Source organism: Gilliamella sp. B3127 (assembly GCF_026536935.1).
In the GTDB taxonomy this organism is placed as follows: Bacteria; Pseudomonadota; Gammaproteobacteria; order Enterobacterales; family Orbaceae; genus Gilliamella; species Gilliamella apicola_E.
This window is the reverse complement of sequence record NZ_JAFNNI010000001.1, coordinates 263414-286964: the sequence shown is the minus strand read 5'-3', so window position 1 is coordinate 286964 and position 23551 is coordinate 263414. Positions and strand designations below refer to the sequence as shown.

Annotated in this window: 18 protein-coding genes, 1 tRNA gene and 2 pseudogenes; 8 read left to right on the top strand and 13 right to left on the bottom strand. The window is 35.0% G+C overall.

Annotated features, from left to right (window positions below):
* Window positions 1–46: 46 nt before the first annotated feature.
* Both recD and J3U00_RS01260 read right to left on the bottom strand, forming a co-directional pair.
* Window positions 47–1891 carry an exodeoxyribonuclease V subunit alpha gene (gene recD, locus J3U00_RS01265; protein WP_267331258.1) on the bottom strand — a complete coding sequence of 615 codons (1845 nt, stop codon included), beginning with the start codon at window positions 1889–1891 and terminating at the stop codon, window positions 47–49.
* 24 nt (window positions 1892–1915) lie between these two features.
* Window positions 1916–3493 carry a mucoidy inhibitor MuiA family protein gene (locus tag J3U00_RS01260; protein ID WP_267331257.1) on the bottom strand — a complete coding sequence of 526 codons (1578 nt, stop codon included), beginning with the start codon at window positions 3491–3493 and terminating at the stop codon, window positions 1916–1918.
* A gap of 228 nt (window positions 3494–3721) precedes the next feature.
* On the opposite strand from J3U00_RS01260, the gene nadR reads away from it, so the two are divergent.
* Together nadR and pnuC are read left to right on the top strand one after the other, a co-directional pair.
* Window positions 3722–4966: a multifunctional transcriptional regulator/nicotinamide-nucleotide adenylyltransferase/ribosylnicotinamide kinase NadR gene (gene nadR, locus J3U00_RS01255; protein WP_065562140.1), complete on the top strand. Its 1245-nt coding sequence runs from the start codon at window positions 3722–3724 to the stop codon at window positions 4964–4966.
* Window positions 4959–5663 carry a nicotinamide riboside transporter PnuC gene (gene pnuC, locus J3U00_RS01250; protein WP_065562141.1) on the top strand — a complete coding sequence of 235 codons (705 nt, stop codon included), beginning with the start codon at window positions 4959–4961 and terminating at the stop codon, window positions 5661–5663. Before nadR ends, pnuC begins: the two co-directional genes overlap by 8 nt.
* Before the next feature lie 54 nt (window positions 5664–5717).
* Here the strand turns inward: pnuC and J3U00_RS01245 are convergent, their stop codons facing one another.
* From J3U00_RS01245 to J3U00_RS01220, 6 genes are read right to left on the bottom strand one after another with little or no spacing between them, the layout of a single operon-like run.
* The gene (locus J3U00_RS01245; RefSeq protein WP_065562142.1) at window positions 5718–6344 is read right to left on the bottom strand and encodes a protein-L-isoaspartate(D-aspartate) O-methyltransferase; all 627 of its coding nucleotides are present in this window, start codon (window positions 6342–6344) and stop codon (window positions 5718–5720) included.
* Entirely contained in the window at window positions 6344–7360 is a 1017-nt protein-coding gene (gene truD, locus J3U00_RS01240; RefSeq protein WP_220225004.1) for a tRNA pseudouridine(13) synthase TruD, read from the bottom strand. The genes J3U00_RS01245 and truD overlap by 1 nt, the downstream gene beginning before the upstream one ends.
* Before the next feature lie 16 nt (window positions 7361–7376).
* Window positions 7377–7862, bottom strand: a complete 486-nt coding sequence (gene ispF / locus J3U00_RS01235; RefSeq protein WP_065734336.1) for a 2-C-methyl-D-erythritol 2,4-cyclodiphosphate synthase — start codon at window positions 7860–7862, stop codon at window positions 7377–7379.
* Window positions 7863–7874: 12 nt separating this feature from the next.
* Window positions 7875–8576, bottom strand: coding sequence for a 2-C-methyl-D-erythritol 4-phosphate cytidylyltransferase (gene ispD, locus J3U00_RS01230; protein ID WP_416379871.1), 702 nt, complete (start codon window positions 8574–8576; stop codon window positions 7875–7877).
* A complete protein-coding gene (gene ftsB, locus J3U00_RS01225; protein ID WP_065562145.1) occupies window positions 8573–8866 on the bottom strand; it encodes a cell division protein FtsB in 294 nt (97 codons plus the stop codon). Before ftsB ends, ispD begins: the two co-directional genes overlap by 4 nt.
* Before the next feature lie 21 nt (window positions 8867–8887).
* Entirely contained in the window at window positions 8888–9205 is a 318-nt protein-coding gene (locus tag J3U00_RS01220) for a TusE/DsrC/DsvC family sulfur relay protein (RefSeq protein WP_065562146.1), read from the bottom strand.
* A gap of 193 nt (window positions 9206–9398) precedes the next feature.
* Between J3U00_RS01220 and J3U00_RS01215 the strand changes: the two genes are divergently transcribed.
* Both J3U00_RS01215 and J3U00_RS01210 read left to right on the top strand, forming a co-directional pair.
* Window positions 9399–9486 (top strand) — tRNA-Ser (locus tag J3U00_RS01215).
* A 512-nt stretch (window positions 9487–9998) separates the two neighbouring features.
* On the top strand, window positions 9999–10412 hold the full coding sequence (locus J3U00_RS01210) for a tetratricopeptide repeat protein (RefSeq protein WP_267331255.1): 414 nt from the start codon (window positions 9999–10001) through the stop codon (window positions 10410–10412).
* Window positions 10413–10642: 230 nt separating this feature from the next.
* Here J3U00_RS01210 and J3U00_RS01205 read toward each other — a convergent pair whose 3' ends face one another.
* Both J3U00_RS01205 and aspT read right to left on the bottom strand, forming a co-directional pair.
* Window positions 10643–12244, bottom strand: coding sequence for a bifunctional aspartate transaminase/aspartate 4-decarboxylase (locus tag J3U00_RS01205; RefSeq protein WP_065562154.1), 1602 nt, complete (start codon window positions 12242–12244; stop codon window positions 10643–10645).
* 29 nt (window positions 12245–12273) lie between these two features.
* Window positions 12274–13974, bottom strand: coding sequence for an aspartate-alanine antiporter (gene aspT / locus J3U00_RS01200; protein ID WP_065562155.1), 1701 nt, complete (start codon window positions 13972–13974; stop codon window positions 12274–12276).
* A gap of 266 nt (window positions 13975–14240) precedes the next feature.
* Between aspT and J3U00_RS01195 the strand changes: the two are divergent.
* Window positions 14241–14489 (top strand): annotated as a pseudogene (locus tag J3U00_RS01195) (beta-ketoacyl-ACP synthase); the annotation flags it as partial.
* Between the two features lie 159 nt (window positions 14490–14648).
* On the opposite strand, the gene purD reads toward J3U00_RS01195, so the two are convergent.
* From purD to araC, 3 genes and pseudogenes are all read right to left on the bottom strand, one after another.
* Complete coding sequence (gene purD, locus J3U00_RS01190; RefSeq protein WP_267331253.1) at window positions 14649–15938, bottom strand: phosphoribosylamine--glycine ligase; 1290 nt, start codon at window positions 15936–15938, stop codon at window positions 14649–14651.
* 26 nt (window positions 15939–15964) lie between these two features.
* Window positions 15965–17557: a bifunctional phosphoribosylaminoimidazolecarboxamide formyltransferase/IMP cyclohydrolase gene (purH, locus tag J3U00_RS01185; protein WP_267331252.1), complete on the bottom strand. Its 1593-nt coding sequence runs from the start codon at window positions 17555–17557 to the stop codon at window positions 15965–15967.
* 195 nt (window positions 17558–17752) lie between these two features.
* Window positions 17753–18598, bottom strand: a pseudogene (gene araC / locus J3U00_RS01180) (arabinose operon transcriptional regulator AraC); the annotation flags it as partial.
* A gap of 203 nt (window positions 18599–18801) precedes the next feature.
* Here araC and J3U00_RS01175 point away from each other — a divergent pair.
* From J3U00_RS01175 to J3U00_RS01165, 3 genes are all read left to right on the top strand, one after another.
* Window positions 18802–20463 (top strand): ribulokinase, encoded by a 1662-nt coding sequence (locus J3U00_RS01175; protein WP_267331251.1) that lies wholly within the window; start codon window positions 18802–18804, stop codon window positions 20461–20463.
* A 41-nt stretch (window positions 20464–20504) separates the two neighbouring features.
* A complete protein-coding gene (araA, locus tag J3U00_RS01170) occupies window positions 20505–22013 on the top strand; it encodes an L-arabinose isomerase (protein WP_267331250.1) in 1509 nt (502 codons plus the stop codon).
* Window positions 22014–22096: 83 nt separating this feature from the next.
* A complete protein-coding gene (locus tag J3U00_RS01165) occupies window positions 22097–23512 on the top strand; it encodes a sugar porter family MFS transporter (protein WP_065734316.1) in 1416 nt (471 codons plus the stop codon).
* Window positions 23513–23551: the final 39 nt, after the last annotated feature.

Here is a 23551-nt window from a genome sequence, read left to right as displayed (position 1 = left end):
ATAAAAAGCACCAGCTATTATTAGTTGGTGCTTGCTTATCTTTTCTTTAATTCTTTTGCGAATAATTTGCTATTTGCTCAACTAATCCACTTTCCCGATGTATTTGACTTTTAACCACGCGCTCTAATATTTTGGCATCAGCATAAATGGATACGGACTTTTTCGCCCTAGTGATTGCCGTATAGAGTAGAGAGCGATTAAGTAACGGTGAGAATTCAGTGGGTAGTATTATATTTACATGATCAAATTCAGAACCTTGTGATTTGTGTATTGTCATTGCATAGGCAGTTTCATGTTCAGGTAGTCGATAAGGTGAAAAACCTTTAATGACTCCATCCGAAAATGGAAAATAGACTCGCAGTTTTGAACTATCATGTTCAGCTGTTAGTGTAATTCCTATATCACCATTGTATAAACCTAACGATGTGCTGTTACGTAAAATCATAACTGGTCGACCGATATACCATTGTTCACGTTGATTTAATTTGATCAATTTATGTTTGGCTAGTAGCAGCTCAATTTGTTTATTTAATCCTTCTACGCCAAATTTTCCTTCACGCACAGCACATAATAAACGGCATTGAGCGAATTTAGCTAAAACTGTAGCGATATCATTATTGGCGTGATGTCTAATGGCATTTAAGTAATCTTTATAGTGTTCAACACAGTCTTCCAGAAGAGAGGTTTGATTTGATGAAAGTTCATAATAACTGACATCTTGTAATGTATTATCAGCAAGTAGCTTTTTAACATTATGATACTGCCCTTCTTTTACTGCATTTGCTAACAATCCAATACCGGACGATTCGTTAAATCGATAACTTTTTTTCAGTAAACAGATGCTATCAGTGATTGTTGTTACAGGTTGATCCGTGATTGGGATGGTATAGCCGGTTAACTTACTTAGCTCATCGGCTCTTGATTGGCTATACCCATTTGAAATAAAGTGACATAAGTCTCCAAAGACCGCTCCGGCCTCAACCGATGAAAGTTGGTCTTTGTCACCTAATAAAATTAATCGGGCAGAAGTCGGTAAGGCTTCAATAATTCTCGCCATCATATTGAGATCAACCATTGAGGCTTCATCAATTACAAGAACATCGATATGTAATTGGTTGTTCTTGTTATAACTAAAAGAGCGATTATCAGTCTTTGCGCCCAATAGTCGATGAAGTGTTACCGCTTCGGTTTTAATATTTAATGATTCAAAAGATAGCTGTTCAATTGCTCGCCCTAATGATTCAGTTAATCGTGATGCAGCTTTGCCGGTTGGCGCAGCTGCTACGATTCGTGTTGCTGGGTTGTTTAATACGATTCCAGCTAGAATTTTAGCTACGGTAGTTGTTTTACCTGTTCCCGGTCCACCAGAGATGATGGCAACTTTTCGTGTTAATGCAACAGCAACAGCAATTTTTTGCCAGTCAATACTTGCGCTGTTGTGAGTAAAGAGTTGGTCGAGTATTTTTTTTAAGTCGATACTCGACGTAATATCCAATTGAGTTTGATTGAAATATTGCGCAACAAAACGTTCATCTAACCACATGCGTTGAAAATAGAGTTTGTTTTCAATAAAAACTAAAGGTGCGAGTTGTTCACCAAAACTGACAACATGTTTATTAGATGCTAACTTAAGTACATTAACCCAATCGTCATTCGTCGGTGAATTAAGTTCTGACCAGATTTGTGGCTCAATATTTTCTAATCGAATAAGATCAAGGCACACGTGCCCTGCTCTTACTTCCATACTTAAGGATAAAACTAAAAAAGCAAAACGTTTAGCAATGACTTCATCTTCACAATCAATTTTATTAACCAAAAATTGAGCCAAATGAAGATCTAATAAACTGATCTGACTATTTTGCTTAAATTGTTCTAACCACGTAATTAACATACTTTATTCTTTGTTTTATTGGGTTTATAAACCATATATATCTCGTTCTTTACCATCTGGATAAGTGATTTTAAAACTTAGATTAAGGTTTTTAGTTTCACTTGGGTTTAAGTTGAATTGCCACGTTAATAATCCGGTTTGTTTGTCATATACTGCGCCATCATATTTGGCATCATCAAGTGTTACCGCTTTATTTAAGATAACAGGTAGTTGATCCTTCACAACAATATTTATTGGCAACGCTTTGGTATTTTTGACATCAATAGTATAAGCATATTTTTCTGAAACATCATTACCAAATAGTGTAGGAGTCGAGGTCTCTTTTATATTACGATTTCGAGAAACTAAGATATTTTTATCACGCCCTAATGAAAAATCCAATGAGCCTTTAGTATTTTTGGTTGAAATGATAGTTTCCCCCATAAAATCACCACTGAAAAAGATATTGGCTTTTCCTGATAATAAATTCAACTTATCCCAATCATTTATTTGCGCTAGTAAGTATACGCTACTATCAAATTTAGGCATTGAAACATATTGGTAGTTTGCTTTAACATCTTTGGTTTGTAATGTGATTATATTATTTTTACTATCGTTTTTGATTGTATAAGGTAACTTGATATCAAAATGGGTATTGATACCTAATGTATTAACATTGCCAATTTGACTAGGATTAACCAATTGCGATTTGGCATCGCGTTCATAATAATCTTCTTTATCAGATTTGGAAAAAAATAAACCGCTTTTTTCATTATAAACGTCAATATACCAGGGATTAAAATCTGGTGGAGTAATATCTATGCTCGGATTAGATGTCGATAAACTAAAATCAACATTTTGCCAATCTAAACCAGTGTTTTGGTGGATTTCTGCTTTATATGTTAATTGGAGTGGCGAATTGATATCCGCTACTCGCACATCATAAGCAGGTTCCCAACCTGCTTTAGTTGTGATATATGAAAGCGTGATAGGTAGCGTTATATCTTTGTCAGAAGCAACTTTGACTATAACGGCATTGTGTAATTTTCCATTGTTATTCTGATTTTCATCTAGTTTTTTCTCATATTCGCTTATCTGCCTGTCTAACTCATCGATTTCTTTTTGTAATCGATTTTGTTCATTTAACGCAGTGGTCAAATTGGTTTTCACAAAATCTAATACATTTTTCATTGCTGTTAAGTCATCAGGTCCTTTTTTAGCTAAAGTATCTAAACGGTTACCTTGTAAAAGCATAATTTGTTCATTAACAGCTTTGAGTTCGATTTCTAATGTATCGCGATCTTCTTGTAACTTATTCATTTTTTTAACAGTTAATAGAGTATCTTCACCGTTACGAATATTAGCCAGATAGTTATCACTAAATGATGTAGATAATACTCGGACGTCACTATTATTACCAAAACCTACATTGATTGTATTTGGTTTAACATCATTAGCAATACCAGTTAATACTATTTCACTTTCACCTTTAGTTATTGAAACAGTTGACTGACCTTGTAATTCTGCTCCCTGAATAAATAATGTCACTTTATTTAATTTAACGTTATTATCTGCCAAAGCACTACCTGAAATTAATGCAATTGCTAATGCAATTTTTTTCATTGAATTATTTCCTTATATCATTCTGATTTTAATTATTAAATTATAGATGTTACTTAAAATGAAGATTGCCTATTTTTAAGATTATAAAAGTATCTCCTATTTTATATTTAATTACTATTAGATTTAAATTGATTAGGCAAAATTATTTTCCTTGTTTAATATATTGAACATTTATTAAAAATGATGTAAATTTAGTTCCAGATAAAAAACAAAAGGTAAGGAGGCGATATGAATGGTTTTAGTTATTTAAAAACTGCCATAAAACGCAAAAATTTATCGTTACAGACAGTTGCTGATGCCTGCCAAATGACCAAAGGTTATTTGAGCCAATTAATTAATGATAAAATCAAAAATCCTAGTGCTCAAAAATTACAATCACTACACCGTTATTTGCAAATTGATCCCAACAGTAAACATAAAAAGGTAGGTGTCATTTTTGGTAAGTTTTATCCATTACATACCGGACATATTTATCTTATTCAAAGAGCGATTAGCCAAGTTGACGAACTTTATGTGATTCTTTGTTCCGATACGATGCGAGATATGGCACTATTTAAAGAAAGCGCAATGTCACGCCAACCAACAATTAACGATAGGATTCGTTGGTTATTACAAACGTTTAAATATCAAAAAAATATCCATATTGAACTTTTAGAAGAAGACGGTATTCCTTCATACCCAAATGGTTGGAATGAGTGGAGCGATCGCGTTAAAAAGTTATTCAAGGAAAAAGGCATCAATCCTAGTTGCGTTTATTCGAGTGAACCACAAGATGTAGCGATGTATAAAGATTTATTCGATTTAGATACTGTGCTTATTGATCCTACCCGCCGATTTATGCAAGTAAGTGGTACACAAATTCGTCAAGCGCCTTTAAAAAATTGGCAATATATTCCAACTGAAGTTAGACCGTTTTTTGTACGAACTGTTGCTATTCTTGGTGGTGAATCGAGTGGTAAATCAACATTAGTTAATAAGTTAGCCAATATGTTTAATACCACTAGCGCTTGGGAATATGGTCGTGATTATGTGTTTTCTCAACTTGGTGGCGATGAACGAGCATTGCAATATGCTGATTACGATAAAATTGCATTAGGACATGCACAATATATCGATTTTGCTATCAAACATGCGAATAAAGTGTCGTTCATTGATACTGATTTTATTACCACGCAAGCATTTTGCAAAAAGTACGAAGGCAAAGAGCATCCTTTTTTACAAGCCATGATCAACAACTATCGCTTTGATTTGGTTATTTTATTAGGTAATAACACGCCTTGGGTTGCTGATGGCTTACGTAGTTTAGGAAGTCCAAAACAACGGAAAGATTTTCAGCAACTACTAATCTCATTATTGAAAAAGAACCATATCAGCTATGTTCAAATCGACTCATCTGACTATGATGAACGTTATTTACGCTGTATTGAATTAGTCAATCAACTTATTAATGATAAGAGTATTAATTATGAATAATTTAAGAGATGTTATCATCGCTATTGGACGAAACAAGTTTTATCCACTATTTTGTATTATCTGTGTCACCCTTGCATTTTTGTATACTGATCCATTTAATAATTTCAATCTACGCTATGCAGTATCGTACGCTGGTGCATTTTTGGGATTATTGTGTGTAATTTTATTAGCTAAACGAAAAAACTTAGGAAATGTGCTGGGAATGCTTGCTGTAGTAGCTGAGTGTTGTGCCAATTTTCTTGGTGGCAATATTGGGGCAGGCTTACCTACTTTTTACTATTTTGGTTCACATATTTATGGATTATTTACTTGGCAAAAAAATCTCGATCAGAATAAAAATGTTAAAGTTCGTTCCTTAAATGAAAGTGCATTTTTATATGCGTTGATATTTTTAATTGTTGCAGCATTTTTTAATATCTATTTAACTAACGAAATCGGTGCGAGCAATACTTCATATCAACTCATTACAAATTGCTTTATATTCGGCTTAGGTGTAGTTGCGCAACTATTATTAATGATGAGGTACGCCTTCAATTGGTATTTGTGGGTATTGTTAAATGTATTAGTGATCGGTTTGAATATTTATACTGACAATATTGTTATTGCAACTCAATATTTAATTTACCTATTTAATGCATTATACGGTATTAGTGAATGGAAGCTTTCAGAAGAAAAAGCAAAAGAAAATAAATTATAGAGAACATTCAATCAAAAAATAGAAAATAATTGATTATTTTCTATTTTTTGCGTTTTATTCAACATCCCCATCAACAAGCGGTACAAATTTTACTTCCCCAATATTTGTAGTTATAAAATTGTCTCCATCACGCTCAATTAATTGTAACGTTTGTTTGTTTTTACCAACAGGTAAAACTAAGCGCCCTTTGTCAGCAAGCTGTTCTAGAAGGCTTTGAGGAACTTCTGATGCTGCGGCAGTAACGATTATGCCGTCAAATGGACCTCGTTCAGGCCAACCTTGCCAACCATTACCATGACGAGTTGAGATGTTATGAATATCAAGTTGCTTTAATCGCCGTTTTGTATTCCATTGTAAACTTTTTATTCTTTCTACTGAGCAGACATGATCAACCAGCTTGGCTAGTACTGCGGTTTGATATCCTGAACCTGTACCAATTTCAAGCACTTTGGCTGTCGGCGTTAACCTTAGTAATTCAGTCATTTTGGCAACGATATATGGCTGAGAAATGGTTTGACCGCTACCTATTGGTAATGATCGGTCATCATAAGCTTGATGAGAAAGCGCTTCATCAACAAAATTTTCACGCGGTATTGAAGCTATAGCATCTAAAACACGATCATCTTTTATTCCCTGCTGGCGCAATAAATTAATCATAGCCTGCATTTTTGAATTTTGCATTACTCATTTCCAATTATCAATTCGCGTAAAACACTTGTAGCATAGCAACCAGAAGGTAAGTAGAAATTGATTTCAATATCATTTTCGCCTATCCATTGCCATTCTAGTTGCTCGGGGCGCAATAATATTGAGCGCCTGATTGTTTCCATTCGTTCTTTCTTGAATAATTCCTCAAAGCAAGACCAATGTTTTAAACAATTTGTTTCAAATTCTAATGCAACTGATGTTGTGCCCAATGGCGAATCACCAACCATTGGTGCAGTAATATTAATTTCGCCATTTTGCAAACGTTGTTGTAAAAGTGATAATTCATCAGTTTTAGACAAAAACCAACTATTACTTTTAGATAGTTGTAATATATCACCATCGAGCACCGTTTGCTGAATATTTTGTTTAATTCTTTGACTGACAATATCATTGAAAATAGCACTACGAGCAGCAGAAAGATAAAAACCTCTTTTTTTACGATCTTTAACTGAAATTTCGCCAGTTGCCCATTTTATTGCTTGGGTTATGTTATTTTGATCTCGTCCAAATCTTTGCTCACCAAAATAATTAGGGACACCATATTGTTTAATTGTGTTTAATTTAGGCTCAATATTATCAGTTAAGTTTCTTAAAATAATTTTAAAACGGTTACCTTTTAAAGCACCTATTTTCAATTTTTTATTATGGCGAGTAATTTGCAATATTCGACAGCCTGCTAAGTCAAATTTTGAAAAATCAGGTGTTTCTTTACCTGGCATATGTAAGCTAAACCATTGCTGGGTAACTGCTTGACGATCTTTAAGACCAGCATAACTGACATTTTTAGCTGAAATACCGACATATTTAGCTAATTGTTCGGCGACAAAGACCGTATTGCAATCTTTCTTTTCAAGATAAACTAAAACATGTTCACCTTCACCAGTAAGCTCAAAACCAAGCTCTTCAATAACGATGAAATCTTCAAATTGCTGTTTATATAAACCATGAGTTGTCGGTTTACCATAAAAATAATTAAGTTCTGCTAACACTTATTTTGCCTATCGTTTATTTTGTATTTGTTTTTTTTGCTAATAGTACTACTGCCTCACAAGCTATCCCTTCTTTACGACCTGTAAAACCTAGTTGCTCGGTGGTGGTTGCTTTAACACTAATTTGATCAAAATGTACATTCAAATCTTCAGCAATATTAACGCGCATTTGATCTACATGAGGTCTCATTTTAGGTTCTTGGGCAATAATAGTTGTATCTAAATTAACTAATTCATAACCTTTAGATTGAATAATTTGGTAAACTTCTTGTAATAACAATCGGCTGTTTATATTTTTGTATTTGGGATCATTATCAGGAAATAGTTTACCAATATCGCCCAAAGCTAATGCGCCAATTAAAGCGTCAGTGATAGCATGTAAAACGACATCGCCATCAGAATGAGCAATAAGTCCATATTGATAAGGAATTGTTACTCCACCTAGGATAATTGGTCCTTCCCCACCAAACTTGTGTACATCAAATCCATGACCTATTCGCATAATCTACCTATATTAAATTTGATTAGTTAAATAAAACGTAGCCAAGCTTAAATCTTCTGGGCGAGTAATTTTTATATTATCTCGACGACACTCAATTAATAATGGATGACCACCACAATACTCTATCGCTGATGCTTCATCAGTGATGGCGACATGATTATTTAAAGCCTTACTCAAACATGCTTTAAGTTCACCTGCATTAAACAACTGAGGTGTAGCAGCTCCCCATAAATATGTACGATCCACAGAGTGGCTAATGATATTTGGATCATCAGTATAAGCTTGCTTGATCGTATCACTGAGTGGGGTTGCCAATATTCCACCTTTGTTTTCATGTAAAACTCGATTTATTAATTTAGTGATATCTTCATGAGTAACACAAGGCCTTGCGGCATCATGAACTAATGCCCATTGATTTTCAGCAACTAAGTTTAAGCCTGCTAAAACAGAGTCAGCACGAGTTTCACCACCATAAGTCACTTTAACTTTTGATGCGACATCAAGTGTTTTAAAAAGCTTATCTTCTTGGTTTATCACCACTACTACTTGACTGATTTTAGGGTGGGTTAATAATTTTTGTAGGGTGTGTTCTAAAATGGTCATTTGACCAATTTTTAAATATTGTTTAGGTAATTGACTATCCATGCGACAACCAATTCCTGCGGCAGGAACGATTGCGATAATATCACTATTATTTGCCACGTAATACCTTATTGTTGTGAGTTGGAATCAATAATTATTCGATAAAAATACTCATTAGGTTTAACCATACCCAAATGACTTCGAGCTCGTTCTTCTATTGCTTCATAACCTTTTTGTAAATCTTCAACTTCAGCAAACATCTGTTCGTTGCGAGCTTTTAACTTATCATTCTCTTGATGTAGGTTTTCAAGCATTTGCACATTTTCTTGGTAATCATAAAAATTATTTTTACCATACCATAATGAGTACTGCAAATACCCTAATACAAGAAGTAATATAAATGGGAGTTTCCATCTAATCATGAGTATAATTGTTCTCTTAACTTAAATACATTTCACAGGTTTAGGTAAGCCTGCAAGTTTAGTTGCTTGTTTAGCTGGTCCGTCAGGAAATAATTTATATAAATAGCGACTATTACCTTTTTCTGGACCAAATTTTTTCTCCATTGCTTTAACTAACGCACGGATTGCTGGTGATGTTTTATATTCTAAATAAAAATCACGAACGAATAAAATGACTTCCCAGTGAGCATCAGTTAATTCAATAGACTCTTTAATAGCTAATTCAGGCACCAAATCAACAGACCAATCCTGCCAATTCTTTAAATAGCCTTTTTCATCGGTTTCTATTTGATTTAACATATTTCAAAACATGGTTTGATATTTGCGGTGTATTATACTCAAATAATAAGATTCCAACACTAATTTTGGTAAGTAAACCATATCAATTTACTTAAATTGACCCGAATTTGGCGAAAATTAGAGCAGTTGATGAAAAATATTAAATTAGCTATTTACAAATAAGTCCGTCTCCTTTAATATTCACAGCCATTGCGGAAGTGTGGCTGAGCGGTTGAAAGCACCGGTCTTGAAAACCGGCGAGGGGCGACCCTCCCAGAGTTCGAATCTCTGCGCTTCCGCCATCTTTCCTAGAGATTAATCAAATAGTTACAATTCAAAACTCAATAAATAAGTCTCTTCCAAAATATATCACTTAGAATTAACTTAGAATATACAGTTATAATATATTTTTCACATATCTATTTTCCCTAAAATACCTGTTTTACGTACAGTGAAAATCATCATCAATTTTTTTGCTGGGGTAAAACTCATACCATTTTTAGCAAATTTCTGCGATCCGCTTTCCAACTTTTCACTTCAATTCACACTCCAGAAAAATATTAGTTATGATGAATAAAACTAACTAATCTTTCATAACATGATCACAATAAACTACACAAAACAATTTACATACTAACCAACCCAGACACCGATTCAATTTACGATTGCGAAAATGATTCGTATTTGATTTTTCCTCTCTCTCTCGATATACACAATGACTGGTAGTGCTTTTATCGGAATAACGGATTAAACAAAACCGGAATTTTTGAATCGTATCAAGATGAGGTAGAGTATGTTAAGTTGAAGATTGAAGATGAATCTTTTAACTGGATATGATTTAATAATCATCTTATTAATTATTGAGATCAACCATGAAAAAATAATAGCGATATTTTTTATCTTATTTTCGTTTAGTGTTTATTCTTATGATATTGATGAGTTAATTAAGAAAGCAAACAACGGAGACGCAGAAGCTCAAAATAAGTTAGGTAAGATATATTCTGATGGCAACAGTACAATTACAGATTATGAGAAGGCTATAAATTATTATAAATTATCCGCAGAGCAAGGTAATTTATATGCTCAACACAACTTAGGCGTAATGTATTATTTTGGCCAAGGAGTACCTAAAAATTTATCTATTGCAAAAGAATGGTTTAAAAAATCTTGTGACCAAAAATTTGTAATTGCATGTGGTTATTATAAAAAATTAAATAAGTTTAATTAATAACTTGACCTGCACCGTCGGTTAAAACTCCCGAAATTTTTGCCATAATTTTAATTTCTCCAGATAATAAAAAACCGCTACTAAAGCGGTTTTTTTATTTTTTTAATGTCATAAGCGTAATGATGTCGGGAATACCCGTTTTATGATGTTTATCGCTTTCGTGCATACTAACACTAAATGTTGCGTGCGCGGAATGACAACATAATATGTGTTGCTAGCAATATGATTATCTATTTTTTATTAGCTTTACCTTGGTACTCTGCATAATACTCTTGTGCAAGTTTACGCATAGATAAACCAATTGCTGCATATTGATATTCATTTAAGTTAGCTAATGAAGCCCGAGCAGATGGATGTTGCACTGCAAACCCTTTACCTGGTAATAAAACTACACCAGCTTCATCAGCAATTCTAAATAACATTTCAGATGGATTTTTATTTTTTAAGATCCATTTAGCAAACTTATCATCATAAAGTTCACGACAAATATGTTCTAGATCAATTAAGGTATAATAATCGACACTATTTTCATCAGTATGATGTTCAAGTCCTAAATGTTGATACAATGATGCTGCTCGACGACGAATTAATGATTTTAATGCGGCTTTATAACTTTGATCAGTATCCATCATTTCACACAATGCAAATAACACCATTTGAACCTGTTGTGGCGTAGATAGACCAGCAGTGTGATTTAACGCAACCGCACGGCTATCTGCTACTAAACGATCGATAAATTTAAGATTTTCAGGATCGGTCACAATTGAGCTGTAACGTTTATCTAAAATCTGTCTAGCCTTGCTTGGTAATGCTTTAATTTTGTTATCTAAAATATTATCGTGTGCTATTGCAATCACACCTAAACGCCAACCTGTTGCACCAAAATACTTAGAGAATGAATAAACTAAAATCGTATTTTTAGGGCAAATAGCAAATAAGGATTGGAAATCATCAGCAAATGTACCGTAAACATCATCAGTTAAAATAATTAAATCTGGACGTTTTTTCACAATATCAGCAATAATTTTCAAACTTTTATCATCAATTTTTACTGATGGTGGATTAGATGGGTTAACTAAATAAAATGCTTTGATGGAAGGATCTTCTAATTTGCGCAATTCGGCTTCTGGATATTGCCAATTTTTATCAGGATCAGAATTAACTAACACTTCAACCAATTGATAATCATTAAGCTCTGGAATTTCCAAATACGGCGTAAAAATAGGTGCACCAATTGCAATTTTATCACCTTTTTGGATTAAGTTATTTTCTTTCATTGAATTGAAAATATAAGCCATTGCAGCAGTACCACCTTCAACAGCAAATAGATCAAGATCATCTCGTCTTAAATATTGCGCACCCATTTGAGAAAGAACATAGGCTTTAACCACCTCTTCACTAAAATGCAGCATTCTATCAGGTACTGGATAGTTACAGCCCAAAATACCTTCCACCATCTCTTGTAAGAAGGCATTTTCATCTAGACCAAGTTGATCGCGAATATATGAAAACGCTTTACCTAAAAATGACACGCCAGGAGTTTGATAATTTTGACGGACAAAATGTTCAAAACGACCTGTTAAACCAGCCTTAATTGGCATTCCTCCTATACCTTCATTCATATATGAAAAAGACATTTCAGACTCTTGCAAAGCAAAAACACCAAGTTGGAAAAAAGCTTGTCGTGGCCATGTTGCCAAGAAATTAGGATTACCACGCCCCGCATTTAACATTACACGGTCAGTATGGCTTTGTGCTAGTTTAATTAAATTATCTTTCAATTCAAAAGGACTTAAATTCGCATATTTTGCATATTCATTATTACTTTTCATAACCATGTATCCTTAATTTGAGATGTCAATTAAACAAAAGCAACAACTAATGGCCCTAATAAAGTTAGGAAAACATTAGCTAAAGCATAGGTAATAGCAAAAGAGTTAGTAGGTGTTGAGTTACCCGCTTTATTTAGTACTTCACCAAAAGCTGGATTTGCACTACGAGAACCCGCCAAAGCACCAGCGAATACTGCAGAATTTTTATAACCCAGCACATACTTACCAAAGTAAATACCAAGCAACATAGGCAATAAAGTAACTACAACGCCAATTAGAAATAAAGAAATACCTTGATCTTTAATGGTATCAATAGCTTGCAATCCAGAGCTTAAACCAACTACTGCTACGAAGCCAGCTAGACCAAAATCTTTAAGTAATTGCACCGCACCCGTTGGGATGTTTCCAACAGTTTGATGCAAAGATCGATACCATCCAAATAATAAGCCTGATAACAAAGCACCACCACCAGCACCTAAGGTAATTGGAATACCACTAACACGAATTACAATAAGACCAATAATAAGGCCAACGACAAGACCTAAACCATGAAATATCCAGTCAGTTTTTTCGCTCTTTGTTATCGGCGCACCAATTTTATCAACTACTCGCCTTAAGTCACCATCAGTACCATAAACCGTAATAATGTCACCTAATTTGAACACCATATCATTATTTAATGGCAATGGTTGCCCATCGCGATGGACAGCAATTAAATAAATACCATGTTTTAGTTTCATTACTTCATCAGATGAAAGCACTTGCGTTAAGTTTTGACCAACATAACGTGTATTGCGCATTTCGACATCTTGAGTATTCATAACCACATCCATACCCTGTGCCGAATTCACCTCTTCACCTAATAAATCAGTGGCTTTAATCATGGCATCACGATGGCCGACAACTAAAATAATATCTTTGGCCTTTAATAAAGTTTCTGGTCCAGCTTCAATAATACGATTACCACGTTTGATTCGTTCAATGCTTATACCGTTAATCACCTTTTCTAAACTTTCAACGGTCTGATTAACTTTATTGGTAATACGATATAAACGACCAGTTACATCTGATAAGGCAAAGTTCTGACCACTACCTAATAAAAGTGAACCATGTAATTGTTCTGCTTCTGCCTGAATTGCATCATCGTTAATTTCACGACCCATAATTTTAGGTAAAATATTAACACAGACAATTATGGCTCCGAGTGAACCAAAGATATAAGTTACAGCATATCCAATAGTCACATTACCTTGTAATCGGCTTAACTCTTCAGGGCTTAAACCTAGCTGAGTAAGAGCATCTGATGCCGTCCCCATTATTGCTGATTGGGTTAATCCTCCTGCAGCTAAACCGGCAGCAAGACCTTTATCTAAATGGAATAATTTGGCTAAAACGAGCACCGTAACAAAGCCAGCAACGGCAATAAATAGTGCTAAAAAGATTTCACGAAGGGTTTTAACCCCCAATGAACGAAAGAATTGTGGTCCGCTTTCAAACCCTACTGCATAAATAAATAAAGCAAAAAGTACAGCTTTGACACCAGCATCAACCGTAACACCAAACACGCTTAATGCTACAGCAACTAGTAGGGAACCAGCCACTCCACCTAATTGAAATTTACCAATTCGAATACCACCAATCAAATACCCTAAGCTCAGTGAGAGAAATAAAAGTATTTCTGGTGAATGTTTAAGTCCATCTAAAATCCAATTTGAAAGCCATTGAAACATAATAATTGTCCTCAAGTGCTAAAATTTATGAAATAGAAAAAGATAGAAAAGAAAAGATTGGAACTTGAACTTTAATATTCATCACATTTTATGAATACAGTTATATATTAAACTTCAATGCAAAGAATAGATAGTTAATTTTAACGATTAATACCATTGTTAGGAGATAACAATTTTTTAAGAATTTTAAGATTTTTACTGCTACATTAATACTCACAACATTGCTGTCTTACATTGAAATATTACTAAAGCCAATATCTATGGTTATATCATCTTTAAAAAGCTATTTTGGTCATACTCTTGGTGCATGTAGCGCGATAGAGGCATGGTTAACATTAGAAATGATGCATACTGGCTGGTTTAATCCAACTATCAACTTAAATAATGTCGATCCTCAATGTGGTGATTTGGATTATATCGTTGGTTCAGGACGAAATTTAGATATTGAATATTTTCAAACTAATAACTTTGCTTTTGGCGGAATTAACACCTCAATTGTGATTAAAAGAATATAATTTGAAATTTCTTGTCATTAAAACAAGTCCAAAAAAGTTGAGGAGAGGGGTTTTTGAGGTTATTTTCAAACCACAAAAAACTTTTAGGGTTTAAAAACCCCGTTCCTCAACTTTTTTGGCTTAATGGTAGATAAAAAAATAGCGCTATTTTTTTGAAATTTATTTATTTTTTTCGCGTTCAATAGCTCGATAGCCAATATCATGACGATAGTAACAACCATGCCAATAGATACTTTTAATTTGTTCATACGCACGTTTTTGAGCGTCTGAAACACTATCGCCTAAAGCTGTAACACATAGAACTCTTCCGCCATTGGTATAGACTTGACCGTTTTCTAAACAGGTGCCGGCATGGAAGATTTTGCAATTAGTATCTGTTTCAGTAGGTAGACCTAATATAACATCTTTGGTGTTGTAATCGCCTGGATATCCGCCAGCAGCAAGAACTACACCTAAAGCAGGCCTTATATCCCATTTTGATTTTACAGTATTTAGTTCGCCCTTTGTGGCAGCCAAGCAGAGCTCAATTAGATCAGATTGCATTCGCATCATGATTGGTTGAGTTTCAGGATCGCCAAATCGACAATTGAATTCGATTACTTTAGGATTTCCTTGTTTATCAATCATTAATCCGGCATAAAGAAAACCAACATATACATTGCCTTCTTTTGCCATGCCATTGACGGTTGGGTAAATGATTTCTTCCATAACTTTATTGAAGACGTCATCGGTTACTACTGGCGCTGGAGAGTAAGCGCCCATTCCACCAGTATTCAAACCAGTATCACCATCACCAACACGTTTATGATCTTGGCTGGTTGCCATTGGTTCGACATGTTTACCATCGACCATTACGATAAAACTGGCTTCTTCGCCATCAAGGAACTCTTCAATTACGACTCGATGACCGGCATCACCAAAGGCATTTCCCGCTAACATATCGTGTACTGCCTCTTCGGCTTCCTTTTGTGTCATGGCAACAATCACGCCCTTTCCTGCCGCTAAACCATCAGCTTTTATCACAATTGGTGCACCTTTTTGACGAATATAAGCAATGGCTGGCTCAATTTCTGTGAAGTTTTGGTATTCAGCAGTTGGGATGTTATGTCGAGCTAAAAAATCTTTAGTGAAAGCTTTTGATCCTTCTAGCTGAGCAGCCGCTTTTGAAGGACCAAAGATAGTTAATCCAGCTTTTTGAAAACTATCGACAATACCAATCACTAATGGCGCTTCTGGTCCAACAATAGTTAAGTCTATTTGTTGCTCTTGAGCAAAGTTGAGTAGACCAGCAATATCTGTTGCTTTGATGTTGATATTTTCTAAATTTGGCTCAAGTGCGGTACCTGCATTACCTGGTGCAACAAACACTTTAGAAACTAATGGCGATTGTGCTGCTTTCCAAGCTAAAGCATGTTCGCGCCCACCATTACCAATTACTAATACTTTCATACAAGGTCCTTTCAATACTTTTATAATTAATGCCTAAAATGACGCATATTGGTGAAGATCATGGCAATATTATGCTCATTAGCGGCTTGAATTACTTCGTCATCACGGATTGAACCACCCGGCTGAATAACACAAGTGACACCAACCGCAGCCGCGGCATCAACACCATCTCTAAACGGGAAGAATGCATCAGAAGCCACCACTGAACCAGCAACTTCTAGATTCTCATCTTGTGCTTTTATTCCAGCAATTTTGGCCGAATAAACACGACTCATTTGCCCTGCACCAATGCCAATAGTCATCTTATCTTTAGCGTAAACAATAGCATTAGATTTCACAAATTTTGCCACTTTCCAACAAAATAGTGCATCAGATAACTCTTTTTCAGTCGGTTGTCGTTTGGTAACTACCGTTAATTGGTCTTTGGTTACCATACCTAAATCACGATCTTGTACAAGCAATCCGCCATTAACGCGTTTTAAATCTAAACTGGCTTTTGTGCTCGCTGACCATTCGCCACATTCTAATACTCGAACATTTTTTTTCGTTTGTGTAATGGCCAAAGCGTTTTGATCAACCGATGGTGCAATAATTACTTCAACAAATTGTTTATCAACAATAGTTTGGGCTGTTTTAGCATCTAATGGGCGATTAAAAGCAATAATGCCCCCAAAGGCAGAAGTTGGGTCGGTTTTAAAAGCATTAAGATAGGCATTTAAGATGTTATCACTCACCGCAACACCACATGGGTTAGCGTGTTTAACTATTACACAAGCTGGTTCATCAAATGATTTTACACATTCTAATGCAGCATCGGTATCGGCAATATTGTTATAAGATAGCTCTTTACCTTGTATTTGTTTGGCAGTAGCAATAGAACCTTGCTCAAGATGTTCTTCCACATAAAAAGCTGCATGTTGATGTGAGTTTTCGCCATATCGCATATCTTGTTTTTTAACAAATTGTAGATTTAAAGTGCGAGGGAATTCACCAGCAGGCTTTTCAGTATCGCCATAATATGGAGGTACAAGTTTACCAAAATAGTTAGCGATCATACCGTCATATTGAGCAGTATGTTCAAATGCTTTTATTGCTAAGCTAAATCGATACTTGAAAGAGAGGCAATTTTGCTGTTTATCTAACATATCAATGATTGTGCTATAGTCCTGACAATCAACAACAATGGCGACATCTTTATTATTTTTAGCTGCAGATCGCACCATAGTTGGTCCGCCAATATCAATGTTTTCTATCGCATCTTCTAAACTACAATTTGGGTCAGCTACCGTTTTCGCGAAAGGATATAAGTTGACAACCACCATATCAATCGGTGCGATCTGATGTTGTTGCATCACTTCGTCATCAATCCCTCGACGCCCTAAAATACCACCGTGTATTTTAGGATGTAACGTTTTGACTCGACCATCCATCATTTCAGGGAATCCCGTATAATTCGATACTTCGGTAACAGGAATGTGGTTGTCGATTAAAAGTTTGGCGGTGCCACCAGTAGAAAGGAGTTCAATATTACGTTCAGATAAAGCTTTAGCAAATTCAATGATTCCTGTTTTATCAGAAACACTGAGTAAAGCACGACGGATAGGACGAAACTGCTGCATGAAAAAGCTCCGAAATTGATATTCTAAATCCAAGTCTGTGAGCGGCTATTATATATAAAACGAGGAGCGATGTTTAGTATTAACTTTCTGAAAAAAAAATTACCTAATAATTTGTATTTATTCAATGATATGGTCATTTTGCTTATCATAAAAGTAAAGCGAGTTGACACTTTGGATTTTTCTTTCATTTTGTTCTCGAGTGCTATTGCGATATTTTTGAGGACATAGACCAATTCTTTTTTTGAAGATTCGCGAAAAATAAAGTTGATCATCAAATCCGATTGAACGGCTAATTTCTGCGATACTCATATTAGTGGTTTGCAATAACAGTTTTGCACGATTTACCCGTTGCTCTTGTCGCCATTCTCCAATAGACATACCAATCTGGTCTTTAAATATATGAGCAATTCGTGATGTCGACAAACACACTTTCTGCGATACGATATCAAGCGTAAAATTATTTTCATCCAGAGTATCAATTAAATAGTTGCAAACTTGTAGTACTCGGGTATCTATTTTAGGAGGATTAGTGCAAGAAGTCTCTTGTGCGCAACGTATCAAGAATTGCTCTAACATGCTCATAGCTAAATTTTCAGAATATATCGTATTTGATTGCCCTACCTCGACAATTTTTATAAATAGCTGTTCTAGTTCATCTTTTACTTGGGTATTAGGGCGATAAAATCCCGTTTCTTTTAATCGGTTTTCCCAACTTAATAAATATTTCCATGTTGATTTTGGTCTGAAATATACCCAAAAATGAAACCAATTATTCTCATCTTCTTTACGTCCGTATAAATGGGGTTCTTTGGGAGGAAAAAGAACAAAGTCACCGGGATAACAATTAAATGATTCATCATCACGATAAATAGTACCTTGGCCTGCATAAGTGAGGTTAATAATGTAACCATTTAATCCATTAGGACGATCAATGAAAAAATCAAATTTTCCTTCTTTTTCGATCGGTGTTAAACCAGATACAAGATGGACATTAAATGAATAACCAGGTAACAAAGGGTTATTTTGTTGTTTATTGCTCATTTGTCATCACCAATTTTTTGAAACTATTTTATTTTTACATAAAAATATTTTTTGAATAGTGATAATTGTGAGATCTACATCACAAAACAAATTAGGTGTGCAGAATCGTCTATATTTATAGCAACAACATACCTACTTGTTTTATCGATAATTATTTATTCTTCCCAAAAACTCCATTTAATTAGTCTTTGAGGTGTTAGCGGATGAATAAAAAAATAACCATTGGATTGGATTTTGGTAGTGATTCTGTCAGAGCTTTAGCGGTCGACTGTCAAAATGGGAAAGAGTTAGCTACAGCAGTAGTTTATTACCCACGCTGGTCTAAGGGCCAGTTTTGTGATCCGCAAAAAAATCAGTTCAGGCATCATCCCCTTGATTACATTGAGTCAATGACTCAATCAATACAATCTGTTGTCAATCAACTTAGATCTGATGCACAAAATATAGTTGCTATTGGTGTGGACTCAACAGGTTCTACCCCAGCACCTATTGATGAAAATGGCGATGTGTTAGCTTTAAAACCAGAATTTATGAACAATCCTAATGCAATGTTTATTTTATGGAAAGATCATACCTCGGTACACGAAGCTGAAGAAATTAATAGAGTGTGCAAAACTGAACCATACTCTAAATATTTGGAATATTGTGGTGGAGTTTATTCTTCAGAATGGTTTTGGGCGAAGATTATGCATATTTTTCGTCAAGACAGTGCTGTAAAAAATGCTTCGGCTTCTTGGATTGAACTCTGTGATTGGGTACCCGCTTTACTTTCAGGAACGACAGCGCCAAATGCAATAAAGCGTGGTCGATGCGCTGCCGGTCACAAATGTTTTTGGAGCGAAGAATGGAATGGTTTACCCCCTTATGAGTTTTTTGAAAAACTCGACCCAAGTTTAGTTAATAACTTACCTTATCCTTTATTTGAAAAGACTTATACCGCAAATCATAAAGTGGGCACTATTACCCAAGAGTGGGCAGAAAAATTAGGATTACCAACATCGACCGTAATTTCTGGTGGTGCATTTGATTGTCACATGGGTGCGGTTTGTGCAGGCGCAAAACCTTATACATTAGTTAAAGTAATTGGCACCTCTACCTGCGATATTTTATTGGCAGAACAAAACGTTATAAATAATCGTTCAATTAAAGGCATTTGTGGTCAAGTAGATGGTAGTGTAATACCAAACTTTATAGGCCTTGAAGCCGGGCAATCAGCTTTTGGAGACATCTATGCATGGTATAAAAAACTCTTGTGTTGGCCTCTTGAAAAGTTAGTTTCAATCTCACCAGAATCTCAACCAATAGTGAAGGAGTTAAAACATAAATTATTAAATGATATTGCTCAAGCTTGGGCAGAAAATCCAAATCTAGACACAATCCCTATAACGCTTGATTGGTTTAATGGTAGACGAACCCCTTATGCCAATCAACGAATCAAAGGTGTTATAACCAATTTAACGATTTCAACGGATGCTGCAACATTATTTGGAAGCTTGGTTTTATCAACGGCCTTTGGTGCTAGAGCAATTATGGAATGCTTTATTAATCAAGATGTGCCCGTTAATGAAATTGTCGCTTTAGGAGGAATAGCTAAAAAATCCCCGGTTATTATGCAAGCTTGTGCAGATGTAATGAATAAACCGCTGACCGTTGTGAGTTCAGAACAATGTTGTGCATTAGGTGCAGCAATCTTTGCAGCTGTTGCAGCAGATGTTTATGCCGATATTTCCACCGCTCAAAGTAGTATGTCTAGTAAGCTTGAAACCACCTTTATCCCTGATGATAACAAGGTCCCTATATATGAAGAATTATATAAAAAGTATTTAGTTTGGTCAGCCTCTAGTGAACCCAACTATAACGCTTAATTTAATTTACAAAATATGAATAAATTATAAAGGAGTCCATTATGTTTGTTTATTCAGAAGCTGAAATTTGGTTTGTTGCAGGTAGTCAACACCTTTATGGGCCAGAAGCACTTGAACAAATTAAAAGAAATATTCAAGAGATAACAGATTATTTTAATCATGAAGCAAATCTACCCGTTAAAATGGTTCTTAAACCACTCGCAACAAAACCTGAAGATATATATGACCTTTGTCAGGAAGTAAATTATTCTTCAAAATGTGTTGGATTAATTACATGGTTACATACATTTTCACCAGCTAAGATGTGGATTAATGGATTAACTCATCTACAAAAACCTCTTCTACAACTTCATACTCAATTTAATAAAGTCGTTCCGTGGGATTCAATGGATATGGATTTTATGAATCTTAACCAAACTGCACATGGAGGACGTGAATTTGGTTTTATCGGTTCTCGTATGCGCCAACCTCATTCTCTGGTAACTGGTTACTGGAAAGATAAAGATGTTCATGAGCAAATTGGGAAATGGATGCGAGTTTGTGTGGCAATTAATGCAGAAAAAACCATGAAAATCGTTAGATTTGGCGACAACATGCGCGAAGTTGCTGTAACAGAAGGGAATAAAGTTTCTGCACAAATTAAATTTGGTTATTCAGTCAACACTCATGCAGGTGGTGATTTGGTTTCAGTCATTAACTCAATTGCTGAAGGTGATGTCAATCAGCTAATTGATGAATATGAAACACTTTATAAACTTGCTCCCGTCGCCCAAATTGGTGGAGAGAAAAGACAAAACTTAATTGACGCAGCGAGAATCGAATTAGGTATTGAGCAATTCCTTAAACAAGGTAATTATGGCGGATTTACCACAACATTTGAAGATCTATACGGTATGGCACAATTACCAGGACTTGCTGTCCAACGATTAATGGCTAAAGGTTATGGCTTTGCTGGTGAAGGTGATTGGAAAACCGCAGCATTACTAAGCACCATGAAATTAATGGCCAAAGGGCTTTCAGGTGGTACCGCTTTCATGGAAGATTATACCTATGATTTTACTGAAGGTAATGAATTAGTTGTCGGCTCACATATGTTAGAAGTTTGCCCATCTATTATAGACGATGACATCAAACCTTTACTTGATATTCAACATTTGGGCATTGGTGGTAAAGCCGATCCTGCTCGACTTATTTTCCCTGCAAAACCTGGTTTAGCAATCAATGCCAGTTTAATTGATATTGGTAACCGCTTTAGACTAGTTGCGAATGAACTCGAGACAATCAAACAGCCTTATGCACTACCAAAACTACCTGTAGCATGTGCAGTTTGGAAACCAAAACCATCGTTAAAAGTATCAGCTGAAGCCTGGATTCTTGCTGGTGCTGCACATCATTCTGTTTATACCCAAGCACTTTCTATGGATTATTTCAGACTTTATGCACAACTGCATAACATTGAGTTGTTAGTTATTGATGAAAGTACCCAAATTAATGATTTCAGGAATGAATTGCGTTGGAATGAGATTGCGTATTGTAATCCTTATGCTTGATAAATTTATTTTAGTTCAATAATTGGAAATATTATTTCCAATTATTATCAAAATTACAGAATAAAGGGAATAAAGAGGTGGATATGAATACGTCTTTAACAACGAATAAAATGGAAATAAATTCTGCAAAAAAAATGACCTTTCTAATCGGCTTTTCAGCTGCAATGGCCGGTCTACTATTCGGTCTAGATATAGGTGTAATTGCGGGAGCTTTACCGTTTATTACTATTCAGTTTGAACTAACTACTCAGCTACAAGAATGGGTAGTGAGTTCAATGATGTTAGGAGCTGCTTTGGGGGCTCTATCCAATGGTTGGTTATCTTTTTATTTAGGTAGAAAATATAGCTTATTAGCGGGCGCCTTATTTTTTATTATAAGTTGCTTTGGATCAGCTTTAGCACCTAATGTAGAAGTTCTTTTAGTCTGGCGAGTTATTTTGGGGTTTGCTGTTGGTATTGCATCCTATACGGCGCCACTTTATCTTTCTGAAATGGCGCCAGAAAACATTCGCGGTAAGATGATTGCTGCTTACCAACTTTTAGTCACAATTGGTATTTTAGTTGCATTTTTATCAGATACTTATTTTAGCTATACAGGTGATTGGCGAATGATGCTTGGTATCATTTCTATACCTGCAATCATATTGTTTATAGTAGTGATTTTCCTGCCTAATAGTCCTAGGTGGTTGGCATCAAAAGGACGATTAAATGAAACTGAGAAAGTTTTAAAATCAATTCGTAGCGATCCTGTAAAAATTCAACAAGAATTTAATGATATCAAGGATAGTTTACAGGAAAAACAGGAAGGCTGGACACTGTTTAAAGCAAACAAAAATGTACGAAGAACAGTTTATCTTGGTATGGCATTACAAGCGATGCAACAATTTACCGGTATGAATATTATTATGTACTATGCACCAAAAATCTTTAGCCTTGCAGGATTTGAAAGTACCCAGCAACAAATGATTGCTACAATTATTGTTGGTCTTACTTTTGTGTTAGCTACATTTATTGCAATTTTTACTGTTGATAAGTTAGGACGAAAACCAATTCTAAAAGTTGGTTTTGGTATTATGGCTTTAGGTACATTAGTACTAGGTATTTGTTTGCAACTTATCGAAAATGGTAATCCATCATCATTTACATCCTATGCAGCAGTTGGAATGGCAATTATGTGTATTGGTGGTTATGCAATGAGTGCAGCACCAGTGGTGTGGATCTTATGTTCTGAAATTCAACCTTTAAAAAGCCGTGATTTTGGTGTGACTTGTTCAACTGCGACCAATTGGATTTCAAATATGATAATTGGTGCAACATTCCTTACATTATTAAATCATATAGGTGTTGCTCAAACATTTTGGTTATATACCGGCATGAATGTTTTATTTATCTTCATTGTAATTTTCTTTGTACCTGAAACCAAAAATATTTCATTGGAACGTATCGAAAAAAATCTGATGTTAGGTAAAAAACTTCGTCATATTGGAGATGATCATTGAGGTTTATATTAGAACAATTGATATTGTTTTATGTTTATT

What these genes read in the sequence shown, in the direction of transcription:
- recD (WP_267331258.1), bottom strand. Translation starts at nt 1,891, where the DNA reads ATGTTAATTACGTGGTTAGAACAATTTAAGCAAAATAGTCAGATCAGT.
- J3U00_RS01260 (WP_267331257.1), bottom strand. Translation starts at nt 3,493, where the DNA reads ATGAAAAAAATTGCATTAGCAATTGCATTAATTTCAGGTAGTGCTTTG.
- nadR (WP_065562140.1), top strand. Translation starts at nt 3,722, where the DNA reads ATGAATGGTTTTAGTTATTTAAAAACTGCCATAAAACGCAAAAATTTA.
- pnuC (WP_065562141.1), top strand. Translation starts at nt 4,959, where the DNA reads ATGAATAATTTAAGAGATGTTATCATCGCTATTGGACGAAACAAGTTT.
- J3U00_RS01245 (WP_065562142.1), bottom strand. Translation starts at nt 6,344, where the DNA reads ATGCAAAATTCAAAAATGCAGGCTATGATTAATTTATTGCGCCAGCAG.
- ispF (WP_065734336.1), bottom strand. Translation starts at nt 7,862, where the DNA reads ATGCGAATAGGTCATGGATTTGATGTACACAAGTTTGGTGGGGAAGGA.
- ftsB (WP_065562145.1), bottom strand. Translation starts at nt 8,866, where the DNA reads ATGATTAGATGGAAACTCCCATTTATATTACTTCTTGTATTAGGGTAT.
- J3U00_RS01220 (WP_065562146.1), bottom strand. Translation starts at nt 9,205, where the DNA reads ATGTTAAATCAAATAGAAACCGATGAAAAAGGCTATTTAAAGAATTGG.
- J3U00_RS01210 (WP_267331255.1), top strand. Translation starts at nt 9,999, where the DNA reads ATGAATCTTTTAACTGGATATGATTTAATAATCATCTTATTAATTATT.
- J3U00_RS01205 (WP_065562154.1), bottom strand. Translation starts at nt 12,244, where the DNA reads ATGAAAAGTAATAATGAATATGCAAAATATGCGAATTTAAGTCCTTTT.
- aspT (WP_065562155.1), bottom strand. Translation starts at nt 13,974, where the DNA reads ATGTTTCAATGGCTTTCAAATTGGATTTTAGATGGACTTAAACATTCA.
- purD (WP_267331253.1), bottom strand. Translation starts at nt 15,938, where the DNA reads ATGAAAGTATTAGTAATTGGTAATGGTGGGCGCGAACATGCTTTAGCT.
- purH (WP_267331252.1), bottom strand. Translation starts at nt 17,557, where the DNA reads ATGCAGCAGTTTCGTCCTATCCGTCGTGCTTTACTCAGTGTTTCTGAT.
- J3U00_RS01175 (WP_267331251.1), top strand. Translation starts at nt 18,802, where the DNA reads ATGAATAAAAAAATAACCATTGGATTGGATTTTGGTAGTGATTCTGTC.
- araA (WP_267331250.1), top strand. Translation starts at nt 20,505, where the DNA reads ATGTTTGTTTATTCAGAAGCTGAAATTTGGTTTGTTGCAGGTAGTCAA.
- J3U00_RS01165 (WP_065734316.1), top strand. Translation starts at nt 22,097, where the DNA reads ATGAATACGTCTTTAACAACGAATAAAATGGAAATAAATTCTGCAAAA.